Origin of the sequence: Aureivirga sp. CE67 (genome assembly GCF_015767245.1) — a bacterium.
Taxonomy (GTDB): Bacteria; Bacteroidota; Bacteroidia; order Flavobacteriales; family Flavobacteriaceae; genus Aureivirga.
This window is the reverse complement of the sequence record NZ_JADOTV010000004.1, coordinates 184,529-198,798: the sequence shown is the minus strand read 5'-3', so window position 1 is coordinate 198,798 and position 14,270 is coordinate 184,529. Positions and strand designations below refer to the sequence as shown.

General features: G+C 29.0%; 11 protein-coding genes. 7 read left to right on the top strand and 4 right to left on the bottom strand.

Annotation, left to right across the window (positions count from 1 at the left end):
- Positions 1 to 38 precede the first annotated feature (38 nt).
- Positions 39 to 5,363, top strand: coding sequence for a T9SS type A sorting domain-containing protein (locus I0K12_RS07970; protein ID WP_196886856.1), 5,325 nt, complete (start codon positions 39 to 41; stop codon positions 5,361 to 5,363).
- A 62-nt stretch (positions 5,364 to 5,425) separates the two neighbouring features.
- Here the strand turns inward: I0K12_RS07970 and I0K12_RS07965 are convergent, their stop codons facing one another.
- A complete protein-coding gene (locus I0K12_RS07965; protein WP_196886854.1) occupies positions 5,426 to 7,096 on the bottom strand; it encodes a hypothetical protein in 1,671 nt (556 codons plus the stop codon).
- Complete coding sequence (locus I0K12_RS07960; RefSeq protein WP_196886852.1) at positions 7,047 to 7,421, bottom strand: hypothetical protein; 375 nt, start codon at positions 7,419 to 7,421, stop codon at positions 7,047 to 7,049. Before I0K12_RS07960 ends, I0K12_RS07965 begins: the two co-directional genes overlap by 50 nt.
- A 133-nt stretch (positions 7,422 to 7,554) precedes the next feature.
- Between I0K12_RS07960 and I0K12_RS07955 the strand changes: the two genes are divergently transcribed.
- Together I0K12_RS07955 and I0K12_RS07950 are read left to right on the top strand one after the other, a co-directional pair.
- The gene (locus tag I0K12_RS07955; RefSeq protein WP_196886851.1) at positions 7,555 to 8,079 is read left to right on the top strand and encodes a YcxB family protein; all 525 of its coding nucleotides are present in this window, start codon (positions 7,555 to 7,557) and stop codon (positions 8,077 to 8,079) included.
- A gap of 124 nt (positions 8,080 to 8,203) precedes the next feature.
- Positions 8,204 to 9,019 carry a formate/nitrite transporter family protein gene (locus tag I0K12_RS07950; protein ID WP_196886849.1) on the top strand — a complete coding sequence of 272 codons (816 nt, stop codon included), beginning with the start codon at positions 8,204 to 8,206 and terminating at the stop codon, positions 9,017 to 9,019.
- Here the strand turns inward: I0K12_RS07950 and I0K12_RS07945 are convergent.
- Positions 9,016 to 9,999: a phosphotransferase gene (locus I0K12_RS07945; protein WP_196886847.1), complete on the bottom strand. Its 984-nt coding sequence runs from the start codon at positions 9,997 to 9,999 to the stop codon at positions 9,016 to 9,018. The two genes, I0K12_RS07950 and I0K12_RS07945, sit on opposite strands and share 4 nt — an antisense overlap.
- A 124-nt stretch (positions 10,000 to 10,123) precedes the next feature.
- On the opposite strand from I0K12_RS07945, the gene I0K12_RS07940 reads away from it, so the two are divergent.
- From I0K12_RS07940 to I0K12_RS07925, 4 genes are all read left to right on the top strand, one after another.
- Positions 10,124 to 10,573, top strand: coding sequence for a hypothetical protein (locus tag I0K12_RS07940; protein ID WP_196886845.1), 450 nt, complete (start codon positions 10,124 to 10,126; stop codon positions 10,571 to 10,573).
- 57 nt (positions 10,574 to 10,630) lie between these two features.
- Positions 10,631 to 11,140, top strand: coding sequence for a hypothetical protein (locus I0K12_RS07935; protein ID WP_196886843.1), 510 nt, complete (start codon positions 10,631 to 10,633; stop codon positions 11,138 to 11,140).
- 278 nt (positions 11,141 to 11,418) lie between these two features.
- A complete protein-coding gene (locus tag I0K12_RS07930; protein WP_196886841.1) occupies positions 11,419 to 12,039 on the top strand; it encodes a hypothetical protein in 621 nt (206 codons plus the stop codon).
- A 156-nt stretch (positions 12,040 to 12,195) separates the two neighbouring features.
- The gene (locus tag I0K12_RS07925; RefSeq protein WP_196886839.1) at positions 12,196 to 12,723 is read left to right on the top strand and encodes a hypothetical protein; all 528 of its coding nucleotides are present in this window, start codon (positions 12,196 to 12,198) and stop codon (positions 12,721 to 12,723) included.
- A 443-nt stretch (positions 12,724 to 13,166) separates the two neighbouring features.
- On the opposite strand, the gene hemE is transcribed toward I0K12_RS07925, so the two are convergent.
- Positions 13,167 to 14,192, bottom strand: a complete 1,026-nt coding sequence (gene hemE, locus I0K12_RS07920; RefSeq protein WP_196886837.1) for a uroporphyrinogen decarboxylase — start codon at positions 14,190 to 14,192, stop codon at positions 13,167 to 13,169.
- Positions 14,193 to 14,270 lie beyond the last annotated feature (78 nt).

Here is a 14,270-nt window from a genome sequence, read left to right as displayed (position 1 = left end):
CTTTATTTGTAAATAAAATTACAATTTAACTATTTTTTATGAAAAAAATAACCCTCACATTATTTCTCTTTCTTGTTTATTTTACTCAAGCACAGACAAATACAATTGTCGTACACCCAAACAACAGAGTTGCTTCTTTACAGATGTCTTCTTCCGATTATCAAAGTTGGATAACAAATGATGATTTTGGAGACAATGATAAAAGATACGCATTAACTCAAGAGCTTTATCAAGAATTTGAAGATGAATTCGATTTTATCTTTTTAGTCTTGAATGAAGAAGATGTTCCTGCAAACATTGGATATTACGGAAAACTGATTGGAGTTTCGAATTCGATTCAAAATTTAGGAATGAACCAATACGATTTCGGTTCAAATTATGGTTCAAACGGAAAGCTTCAAGCAATCATGCAATTAAGCCTGAAAACAGGAGTTCAAAATGGTCCTGCACTTCATGAATTAATGCATAATTGGGCAAATTTCTTAATTCCTACGGAAGTTGGAGGACACTGGGGATATGCTGGTGGAAATAATAAAGGACAACTTGGAGGATTTGACCAAAGTACTTTAGTAGAAAATGGAGGAAACTCTTATTCTGTTGGCAATTTTGGAGGAAATGCTAATGGAGGAAATTCTGTTCCTTATACTAATTTAGAACTTTATTTCATGGGATTAATCCCTTCTTCAGAAGTTGAAGAGTTTGATGTTTTCACTGATATTTCAAATGTTTCTTATACACAGTCAACTACTACTTTTACTGCACAAAATAGACAAACATTTAGTGGAGCATCTATCGTTGCTGATAACGGAGAAAGAATTCCTAACCATGTAAACTCTCAAAAAGAATTTCGTTTACTTACTGTTGTATTAACAGATACTGAACTTACAGATGCAGAATGGGAATCTTTCGATAGTCAAGTAGAGCGTTTTGGTAGAAATTCTGATAATGGAATTTCTGGAAACTATAATTTCTGGGAAGCTACTGGAGGAAGAGCAACTTTAGATGTTGAAAATATTTCTCCAAATGTGACTCCTGTTACACAAATCACTTTAGAAGATATCGAAACTACTTTAGTAGATGTTTCAGAAGGTATTCTTGCCAATGGTGATGTTGACGGAGATGGAGATCAAGATGTGTTTTTGTCAGGAATATTAGCTGATGATTCTAAAGTTTCGAAAATTTACTTAAATGATGGAAATGGAAACTTTACAGAATCTACACAAAATAATATCACACCTGTATATACTGGTGATGCTGATTTTGGAGATTTTGATCAAGATGGTGATTTAGATTTATTAATTTCTGGACATGGACTTGGAAATTTAGTCACTACTGAAGTTTATGTAAATGACGGAAATGGAGTTTTTACGGAATATGAAAGTGATACAGATTTTACTGAAGTTTATAAAGGAAGTGCTGAGTTTGTAGATATTGATGGAGATAACAAACTAGATATTGCATTATCTGGGAAATTTAATTTCTATAGCAATACAAATTTCACTGGTTTATACATTCAGGATGATTCTGGAAACTTTGTTGCTCTAGATAACACAAACTTACCAAATGTTGGTGATGGTGAATTAGCTTTTTATGATATTGACCAAGATGGTGATAAAGATGTTTTTATTGTTGGACAAACAGATCAAATTGTTGATCAAAAAACCGTTAAAGTAACAAAACTTTATTTAAATGATGGATCTGAAAATTTCACTGAAAGCAATAGTTGGACACCACTAATTGGTGCAAATATTTCAATTGGAGACATTGATGGAGATAATGATCAAGATGTACTATTTTTTGGAACAAACTCTGAGACATATTATAATCAAACTATTGTCTTAAAAAATGATGGAAGTGGAAATCTAACAGAAGATCAAGAATTACATATTATTGACATAGGTCGTGGAGATTCTGATTTAGCAGATTTTGATAATGATGGTGATTTAGATTTAATTGTTTCTGGATATGCAAGTTCTGGAGGATATTTTAACTTAAATACAACTAAATTATATGCAAATATTGATGGAAAATTCTATCATGCTTCAAGCTCTCAATTACAAGAAGTTAATAATGGTAAATTAATAGTTTTAGATATTGATGGAAATACTACTCAAGATTTAATAGTTGTAGGGAGTACATATATTAATAGTGAAACTACTCCTTATACAAATGTTTATAAAAACGCATTGAATGTTGAAATTCCTGAATATAATTTAGATCCAATTATTACAGAATGTTCTTATAATTATACGACTCCTCCGACAATTACAACTTTAGCGGGAGAAACAATCACTGGAACAACAACAGATGATACAAACTTCACTTCTATTGGAGAATATACTATCAATTGGAATTTTGAAGAAAATACAGGAAATATTATTGAAATTGCACAACAAATTTTTGTTCAAGATATCACAAAACCTGTAACTCCAACTTTAGGCCCAATTACAACAATTTGTTCTTATACTTTTGAAAATTTCCCAACTACTACAGATAACTGTGCTGGAGAAATTACTGCAACAACTGTAAACCCAACAACTTATTCAGAAGTTGGAGAATATACAATTACATGGAAATTTGAGGATGGTAATGGGAATTCAATTAATGTAAACCAAACAGTAACAATTGAAGATAATGAAGATCCTATTGTTCCAACTTTAGAACCAATTGTCACAGATTGTGCTTATACTTTTGAAGCTCCAATAGCAACAGACAATTGTGCTGGAGAGGTTACCGCTACTACTGAAAACCAATTATCATATGATATCCAAGGAAGTTATACAATTACTTGGAAATTTGATGATGGTAATGGAAATGTTGTAAATATAAATCAGTCTTTAACTATTGAAGATAACATTGATCCTGTTACTCCTACTTTAGAGAAAATCACAGCTGCTTGCGGATATACTTTTGAAAACTTCCCAACTACTACAGATAACTGTGCTGGAGAAATTACTGCAACAACAGACACTCCAACATCTTACGATACTGTAGGAGAATACACTGTTTTATGGAAGTTTAATGATGGTAACGGAAATATCATTTTAGTACCTCAACTTTTAGAAATTACAAATAGTACAGGAGAAATGGCAGCACCAGCTTTAGAAACTATAGAAGCTGAATGTTCTTTTGCTTTTGAAAATGCTCCAACAATTGAAGATGCTTGTTTTGGAACAATTACTGGAACTACGACAAATCCTACAGAATACAATGAAATTGGTAGTTTCGATGTTGTTTGGACATTTGAAGGTGAAGATGGTAATTCTGTTCAATCTACACAAACTGTAATTATTCAAGATACAACTGCTCCAGAAGCGATCACTTTAAATCCAATTATTGCCAACTGTGAAATTACAGTTACAGATATTCCTTCAACTCCTGATAATTGTAGTATTCTTGTAAACGGAACTACATCTGATTCATTAGAATTTACTGAACCTGGTGAATATACAATCACATGGATTTTTAATGACGGAAATGGAAATAGTACAAAAGCTGTTCAGGAAGTTATTGTAAATGGAGAAGAATTAGTTGCTCCAACTTTAGCAACAGTTACTGAAAACTGTTCTTATACTGTAACTGAAATTCCAACTATAAATAATTTATGTGCTGGAACTATTGTAGCTACAACTACAAGCCCAGTTTCTTATTCAGAAGAAGGTGAATACACAATTGTTTGGAATTTCAATGATGGAAATGGAAATTCAGTACAAGCAAATCAAACTATTATTATTTTAGGAAATGAATTAGTTGCGCCAGTATTAGATACTATCAATACGGATTGTTCTTATACTTTTGAAGAAAACCCAACAACAATGAGTTGTTTTGGAACTGTAACTGGAACTACTTCAAACCCTACAGAATATATTTTAGCAGGATCTTATGAAGTTGTTTGGACTTTTACAGATGAAGCTGGAAATTCGGTACAATCTACACAAACTGTAAATATTGAAGATAATGAAGCGCCAATCACTCCTACTTTATTGACAATTGGAACAGATTGTTCTTATAGTGCAGAAACTCCTCCAACTACAACTGATAACTGTTCTGGAACAATTTCAGGAACAACATCTGATGATACTGAATTTATTGGAACTGGAGAATATACTATTACTTGGACATTTACAGATGCTAGTGGAAATTCTACACAAGCAACACAAACAATCGTAATTGAAGATACAGATGCTCCAGTTATTCCTACTTTAGAAACTGCTTATGTAAGTTGTGGTGTAAGTATCGATGTACCTGTTGCTCAGGATAACTGTTCTGGAGAAATTAATGGTTCTACAACTAGTAACTTAAATATTTTCGAATCTGGAGTTCATGATATTATTTGGACTTTTGAAGATGAAAGTGGAAATATTTCAACTACAACGCAAACTATTATTGTTTCAGATACAGAAGCTCCTATTGCTCCAACAATTCCTGATACTTATGCACAATGTGAATACACTGTAACAAATGTTCCTTATGCACCAGATTTATGTGGAGGTGTTGTAACAACAACTCATGATCAAGAAAGTTTAACTTTTAATGAGCCTGGAATTTATGTAATTACATGGTCATTTGAAGATTCTAGCGAAAATATTTCTACTACAACACAAACAATTATTATTGAAGATACAGAAGCTCCAATTATTCAAAATTGTTTTAATGGTACAGAAATTAATTTAGGAACTGCTTGTGAGTACACTTTATTAGATTACACAACAGATATTCAAGTAACAGATAATTGTAGTACTACAATTACAGCAACACAAATTCCTGCTGCAGGAACTATAATTACAGAAAATACGGATGTAGTTATTACATATGATGATGGAAACGGAAACACTTCTGAATGTACTTTCAAGATCGAAATCATGGATGATGTTGCTCCATTAATTATTTGTCCTGAAACTCAAGACAAATTAGCTGAAAACGGAATCCATACTTTAGAGGATATTTCATCTTTAGTTCAAATTTTAGATGCTTGTGATGATGTAACATTTACACAATCTCCTGAAATCGGAACAGAATTAGAAGTAGGTTTGCATACAATTACGGTAAACATTGAAGATGGATTCGGAAATACAAATTCTTGTCAATTTATCATGAATGTTGTTACAGAATTGAGCATCACAGATTATGACAAAAATAATTTTGGATTGTATCCTAACCCAGCAAATGATGTTGTGTTATTTAAAACAAACCAAATTATCTCTAATGTTATTATTTACGATGTTACTGGAAAAATTGTTTTCAAACAAAATGGAGATCAGATTAAATCTTTAGATCTTTCTGAACTTTCTAGTGGAATGTATTCTGTTTTAGCTTCAACTAAAAACGGTAAAAACTTCAGAGAAAAACTTATTATTAAATAATATTTTTCAAATTGATTTATACAGAAAAACCAGAGATTAATTTCTCTGGTTTTTTTATATTCTTAATTATTTATTTGAGAAAAATCAAAATCAAGCTTCCCTCCTTTTTTGAATATTTCATATTGTCCTTCCAACCATTTTTTTAATTTCTTTCCTGCTTCTATTTTTTGATCTTCTGTCCATTCCCAATCATATTTTAAATCTTCATAACTTTGAATAGATCCAACTAAACGTAGAACATTTTCTTTGATTGCAAGAGGTGAATAATAACTTTTAGTATATGGTTCTTCAATAAAGTCTTCTTTTTTTAAATCTAATTCCTCAAAAAACAAAGCATAAAGCTTCTCATTTCCAGATTCTAAAAAATACTTTAACAACTTAGAATAACTACCATATAGAAAGTAATCCATAAAGTGTTTTTTTTCAAATAATTTATTTAAAATCTCTTTTGATTTATGGTCATCTATTAAAACTAGTGCATCAAAAGTTTTTGGTTCATAATAAGTTCCATCTCCATTTTCATAAATTTCTGAGATGGTTTTCATAGAAATATCATAACTATCTTTATCATTTTCTAATAAAAACAATGCAACCCAAATCTTTACAAATTTACTTTCATCTGAAATATATTTTTTAAGAAAATCAATATCTTCTTTTTCACCAATTTTATACATTATTTCAAAAAGTTCCTCTTTAGGTTCTAGTACTCCATATCTTCTATGTTTAAAATCATATTTTCCTTCTGAAATAATATTTCTTACATTCTGAAGTACATATTTATTTTCTCCTAATTCTATTAATTTATTTAAAATGCTACGATAAGAATCCCAATGTTTAATATCCAACAAAATACTCTTATAAAAATCTTTTTCCGATTGTTCATCATCTTTTTCAAGTATTTTTCTCCATTTTTCTACAACCTTTTTTTGTTGTGATTTATTTAATTCATAAAACCCTTCTAGAGTTAAAATATCTACATGTATTATTTCTTTGAAAATTTCATTCACTAATTCTCTTATTTTATGAATCTGTCTCTGCTCAGAAAAATCTCTCCAATAAGAAAAAGCCAAAAAATATTCTTCTGATAAAAATAAATCCAAATAAAGTAATACTTCTTTTTTCGTTAGTTTCATCTCCTTTAAAAGAACATAAGGGTGAATTAATTCATATTTATTATGGAACGAATCAAAATCATATTGTTTATCCTCTAAAATCAGATCCATCGGTTGTCCTTGTTGCACAATATTTAGCAATTTTAAACGCTCAAAAAGAAAAGCAATTTGCTCTTTACGGTTTAAATTCTTTTTGATTTCTTCCCATTCTTGAATCCTTGGAAGTTTTAATGTTTTAAAATCTATATCTTTTCTTTGTTCTAATTGATTTTTAAGTTTCAATACTTCAGCTCGATATATAAAATCTTTAAAAATTGGTTTCAATAAATGATTTCCTATTTCAATAGCTTTCTCATAATTATTTCTATAGGAAAATTCAACTAACATTTCATTGTAATAAAAATTTGCAAAAGATTTTATTACTACCTCTCTGTTATTTTCGATTTCAAAAATATATTTTTCAATTAAATTTCCTTTCTCATTTTCTAAAAACCAAAAAGCTACTGTACTTAAACCTACATTTTCTCTTCCTTCGTATTCATTAATCCAAAATGCTTGTTTTTCTTTTTCCTTACCTGCTTTTAAAAAAAAGAAATCTACTGAAAATACTATTAAACGCATCCATTTCTTTAGAAGCTTCAGATGGTTCAAAATCTATTATTTCTACAAGCTTTTTTTTATTTATTTTTCTAATTTCACCCAAAGCTCTTTGAATTTCATATTCTTTTTCATTTTCAGACAAAACCCAACCTACAACATACCTTTCATAAACAGGCTGGTTTTTTAAAAAAGTGTCTTTTATTTCAATTTTAAATAAAGAAATTTTAGAAAAATCTCTCAAATTAAAGGTTGTTAATTCTTTTAAATCTTTGTGTACTTTCTCATAATCTTGTGAGAAAACAAAAAAAGGACATAACAAGACAAGTAAATATCTAAGCAATTTCATTTTTTAGGGTTTAAAGTTTGGGTTCTAAAATAAATCATTTCTAAGCAATTACAAGCGTTAAATTTATTTTTTTAAACAAATTTTAAGCAAAAACGACACAGAAATCCTTAAATTTAAGCAAATCTTAATTCTGATGATTTTAGAATATGAACTGCATAAAACGGACTTCTTAGCATATTACATGTATGCTTGTTCAAAATCAAATACACAAGAAAAAAACAGATTTCTATCCAGAATTGCAATTCCTTTAGTGTATATTGTTTTTGCAGGATATTCTATGGTAGAACTTAAAAAACCAATTCTTGTAGTTACGCTCGTAATTATCGCATTTGTTTGGTTTTTGTTTTATCCAGATTATTCAAAACTTCGTAGTCAGATTCATATCGAAAAAGAAATTGAAGAACTAGAAACCAAATTCCCTCTAAAAGTTAGTTTAGAAATAAATGAAAAGGAAATTTATTTTGAAAATCAAAAAATTCACAGTTCTCAGATGGTGGAAATTGTAGAAACTCTTGATCATTATTTCATCAATTTATTTAATCACAAACATATAATTATTCCCAAAAAAGCTATCGACGATCAAGATGAAATTTTAAGACTATTAGAAAGTTTTGAAACAAATCATGTAGACGCAATTAATTGGAGATGGAATGCTTAAATCCTTCAACTTTTTAAAAAATCCAATCCTACGATTCTGTTAAAATATTCTCAGTTTTTTCATTCCTTATTTTTTGCAAAAAATATTTCACTAACTTAAAGATAGAAAGGAAAGTATCTTTAAAATGGCGAAAAAAGAAAGTAAAAAAACAACTATTGATAGCTCACAAAAATCGCATTCGGATATCATTAAAGAGCAAGTTTCTGAAGCTTTAATTATTTATGATAAAAACAATACGAGTATTTTTCTGAGTTCTCTTTCTGCTGGTTTAGAAATCGGTTTTAGCTATGTTTTATTATGTTCCATGACGCATTTTTTCTACACTTATTTTTCGGATAAAGTTCTCTGGAAAATCAATGCCATGTTTTATCCAATCGGATTTATTCTAGTAATTTTAGGAAAATCGATGCTTTTTACAGAACAAACCTCTCTTTTAAGTCTTCCTGTTTTAAACAAAAAATTTAAAGTTAGAGAACTTATAAAAATCTGGTTAATTGTAATTTTAGGAAACCTTCTTGGTGGTTTTATCATGAGCGGAATTGCAATTTGGTTTGGTCCAAAACTCGATTTATTCAATAAAGAAACAATTATTTTCATTGCCGAACATGTTTCTAATTATAAATTATCTACAATTTTCGTGAGTTCTATTTTAGCTGGTTGGTTGATGGGACTTTTATCTTGGCTACTTACCTCCTCAGACAGCACCATTAGCCGAATTCTAATCATTTACATAATTACAGCTGTGATTGGTGCCACTGGTTTACATCATAGTATTGTTGGAAATATTGAAATTTTCTCTGGATTTCTTTCAACAAAAGATATCACGATTTACAAATATCTTTCGTTTCTAATTACTACTATCATCGGAAATGCTTTCGGAGGTGTTGTATTCGTTGCACTTTTGAAATACAAAGCTTTTGCTTACAATGGTTATAATTAAATTTCTATTTCATTAAATCGCATCCATTGATCTACAATTTGAATCCAAAAAGAAAGAAATTCTTCACTTAAAAAATGGTTTGTAAAATCATCAAAACGCACTACATGAATTCCTGTATAATGTAGCCAAATTGCTAGTCCTCCGTAGGGAATTAAATGTTTTTCTTCGTTAGTTATTGGTAAAATAGATTCATAACCTTCATAAAAAGCTTCTCTCAAAATAACAAAAAGTTCTTTGTTTGGTTCGTTTTTAAAAAGCAACATCAAAGCATAAGACAAATCGAGAAAAAGAAATCCATTTCCACAATTATCAAAATCAAAAAAAGTAAATTTTCCATTATCTTTTTTCATATTCTGATACCATAAATCTAAATGAACAACACCTTTTTTCAATTGTGTTTTATCTGCTTTATCAAAAGCTATTTCCACTTTTTCTTTTGCTCTCTTGAAATATTGCATACTTGAAATTTCTTCGGAAAACATTTCTTTAGATTTTTCATAAGCCCAACCAATCAAAGATTCCGCATTATAATTAATTCTTTTCAACGATTGATTTTCCAACAATTGATGCATTTTAGCTATTGTTTTCCCAAACTCAAAACAATCTTTCTCATCCGGATTTCTTACAAAATCTCCGTCTGCATAAGAAAACAAAACAGCAAAACGCTTTCCTTCTGGAGCTTCCACTTCTTGAATATAATTTCCATCAGTATCTTTTAAAGGAAACGATACCGAAATTCCATTTTGATGCAAATAATTCAAAAGTTTAATTTCTTCTTCAATCTCTTCTCTCGTTCTCCAATCTTTAAAATATACTCGGAAAACATATTTCTGATTCTCTTCAGAAATCAAATAATTATGACTAATTCCTGTTTTTAAAATCGACGTATCTGATTTTTCAATAAAATGATAATTTTTCGCTACATATTTTGTAATAAATTCTGAAGCAAAAATAGAACTAGAGATTTGGTTATTTTTCATGATACAATAAGCTTTTTAGCAATCCTTAATTTACGTTTATTTCTTTTTTAAAAAAATGGATGCGAAAGTACTTATTTTTAATTTATTATAAATCATTTTTCTAAATTTGAATAAAAACATCAAAATGAGAGAAGATTTTATTGAAATTGAGGGAAAATTTCAATCCCTTGCGAAACCAATAATGGCATGGACTCCAAAATATAAAGAGAAAAGAAAAATTCAGATCGATTTAGAAGAATTTAAAGAAATAGTCCCAATAATTGCTCAACATATTGATTTTGATTTAAAGACTGAAAATGAAAATAGTTTTTCTTATACAAGAAAAGACAAATATGATAATTTAACAGAGCTTATTGAAATCACACATTCTGAAAAAAATATTCATTGTAAAAGCACTTCTCTTCGGGAGGACATATCTGATTATGGAAGCAATGAAACTCGTGTTCGATTATTTTTTCATGCATTTAAAACTATTGGAAATGAAATTTACCTGAATGATGAAGTTTTAATCGAAGAAAATGAATCAATTATTAAAGTTTTCATAACCAAAATAGTAGGGTTTTTCCAAAAGTAATTGTTACATTTATGTCCAATTTTGCTAACCTTATTTTTAAGACCTATGAAAAGAATTATGTCATTAATTGTAATATCAATTACAATTATTTCATGTGCAACCCATGCGCCAGATTCTAAACCAAAATTAAAATTATCTGAAAATGATATTTTAGTCAAACAAACGCCCATTTACAATCAATTTCTCTCCGGGAAATTTACCGAATTAAAGTTTTCATTTGATAATAATGTGCAATTAGCGCTTTTTTCTAAAAAAGGAGTTTTTGATACATTTGGAAAATGGAATAATAATTTTAAGCTAAAAAACACTTCAGTTTATCAGTGGTATAATGTGAAATTATTCCCGAATATGGATAAACGTTTTTCTATTTTGGCTTTCGGAACAGATAGTCCTAATTTTTATACAAGTTCCATCATCGTTTGTGATTCTGAAGGAAAAGATGCTATAAAAGCTTATCCAAACTTAAAAGATAAAATAATTAATTTCTATGTAGAAATGGTTAATAATCTAGATTATGCAGATCATAAATTTAAAAATGCAAATCAGCAATTTTTAAGTAGTAATTAAGAAACTAAACATAGAACTCGTTTAAACTTTTTTGCCAAAACATGGAGTTTCATCTGATGTTTATTGATGGTGAAGGGAAAAATTTTCAGCATAGCCTAAGCTATGGTTAAAATTTTTCACAAACCAATAATGAACATGCTTGAAACGAATTTTGAGTCAATAAGTTTAAATGAGTTCATAATTTACAAAAAGCACATTTTGATCAAAATGTGCTTTTTTTTATTTTTTATATATTAGCAAGCATGAAAAAAATTGTTTAATCTTTATTTAAAATTCGCATGAAAAAAATACTTTTTCTATGCATATTATTTATTGGTATGATAAGTAATTTGCAATCTCAAGAAATTAATTTTGGAACTGGTTTCGGTACAGGAGCTTTCTATTTAGTAGAAAGTAACGATTCTTCTGTAAACCTTGACTATACTCGAAACATTAGTTTGTATTCTGAAATTAGTTATAAAAAAAAAGGCTCTTATTTTGGTTTAAAACTTAAGCTTCAATATTTGAATTCAGACATAAAAGGAGATGACTGGACACAGTTTATGTCTACAATAGACGGAAACATAAGTTCTTTCAGTTCATTTTTACTTTTAGAACATTTGAATCAAAATAAGAAATGGAATTTTGGTTATAATTTCGGTTTAGGTTATACAAAAGAAAGACTTCAAAAATATTTACACCTAACGAATACTGAAAATATCATTGAGAAAAATTACGCAAGTTTATCTCTTGGAGGAATTATTGATTTTAAGCTAAATCAAAAATTATCTTTACAACTTTCTCCATCACTTCAATGGGCAGATCCTATTTCTTCTATCAAAACTAGCTATAACTGGGATATTGCAGGAGAAGATTTACATTTTTTAGTACAATTTGGAATTAATTATCGTTTGAATTAATGCTTAAAAAATAATACAAAATCGAAGTTAAATGAAACCTATTTCTATTTGACTTCGATTCTGTTATATTTTAATTAATAAATACGCTACTCCATCACTTCTTCCCTCCTTTTTTGAATAAAATTTCATTATTTTCGCAGTCTCAAAATCAATCACATGAAATTTATCAAAACCTTATTAATTGTATTTGCACTTTGCTTAGGATCTGTTTATCTAGTTTATTGGGATATCGGAGATAGATTACTTTTAGATAAATTAGACAAAACGGAGCAAATAAAACTTGCAAAGCCAAGAAATACAATTGAGGAAAACTATAAAAAGGAATTCAACAATCCAAAATTTGATTTTCCTGGAAAAGAAATTTCAAAAATAAAAATCTATAAAAACACACCTGTTATAAGTCGATTTACAGCAGAAACTTTAGATAAAAAACAACAAGAGGAAATCATCCAATTCTTTAATAATCCAGAAAATTTTAGTTTTGAAAAAACTTCATGGAAAATTCCAGATGCAGAATACATCATTCGTTTTTTTGACAAAAATAAAGAAGAAATTGGTAAAGTTTGGCTTTGTTTAAATGATTGTGAAGCTGTAAAATCTATTCCTTTTTCTGCTAAGATGAAATTTGGTAGTTTGAGTGAGATTGGGAAAAAGAAAATTATAAGTATATTAGAGCAAAATTAAAAATAAAAAAATGGCTCTAATTCGCTTTGAAATTGAAAACGATTTTCTTGTAATTTTAGATGAAAAGAAAACCATCATAAAATTAGAAGATATTAATTATGTTACAATTGAAAAAAAATACAATTTTAAACTTCTTAAACCTTTCTATTTAATATCAATAACTTTATTAGCTTTAACAAATTTTTCAATTAAAAAAGATCCTTTAGTGGCTTTATTTCTCTTTAATATCATAATTTATTCTATAATATTGGTAAAAAGTAAAAAAGAAAAATTGGTTATAAAATATAAAAAGGAAATTTTAAAAATCCCAACAGAACTAATTTTCCCAATTCAACAAGAACACATTTTCAATTTAATTTTAAGACAAAAAAACGTAGAAATAAATTCATAAAAAAAATCCTCTTCTAAAAAAGAGGATTTTTCATTTTATAATATCTTAAGTCTTATTGACCATATTCTTTTACTGCATCAACAAATGCTTTAGCATTATCTACAGGAATATTTGGTAAAATTCCGTGACCAAGATTCGCAACATATCTGTCTTTTCCGAATCCATCAATCATTTCAGTTACCATTTTCTTTAACTCAGGAATTGGCGTTAATAATCTTGAAGGATCAAAGTTTCCTTGTAAAGTAATATTTCCTCCAGTTAATTTTCGTGCATTTTCTGGTGTGATTGTCCAATCAACTCCTAAAGCAGCAGCTCCAGATTTTGACATTTCTTCTAAAGCAAACCAACATCCTTTTCCGAAAGCGATCACTTCTGTTTCGTCTTTTAAAGCGTCGATGATTTGTTGGATATATTTCCAAGAAAACTCTTGATAATCTACTGGTGATAACATTCCTCCCCAGCTATCAAAAACTTGTACAGCATTTACTCCAGCAACTACTTTTGCTTTTAAATAAGCAATTGTTGTATCTGTGATTTTTTGTAATAATTGGTGTGCTGCAACAGGATTTGTATAACAGAATTCTTTTGCTTTATCAAAGTTTTTCGAACCTTGACCTTGCACAGCATAACAAAGAATTGTCCATGGAGAACCAGCAAAACCAATTAATGGAACCTCATCATTCAACATTTCTTTTGTCATCTTGATTCCATCCATTACATAATCTAAAGCAACATTTGGATCAGGAACAATTACATTATCCACATCTTTTTGCGTACGAATTGGATTTGGTAAATAAGGTCCAAAATTTGGCTTCATTTCCACTTCAATATTCATCGCTTGTGGCACTACTAAAATATCCGAGAATAAAATTGCAGCATCCGTTCCTACTTGGTGAATTGGCATCACAGTAATTTCTGCTGCTAATTCAGGAGTACGACAACGAGTAAAAAAGTCATACTTCTCTTTCAACTTCATAAAATCTGGAAGGTAACGTCCAGCTTGACGCATCATCCACACTGGAGGACGTTCTACTTCTTCTCCTTTTAGTGCTCTTAAAAATAAATCGTTCTTCAACATATATCTAGTTCGAATTTCTTCGATTGTTTTTTAATTAATAATTTAAAATTCCCCTCTTGAGAGAGGTTAGGGGTGTGT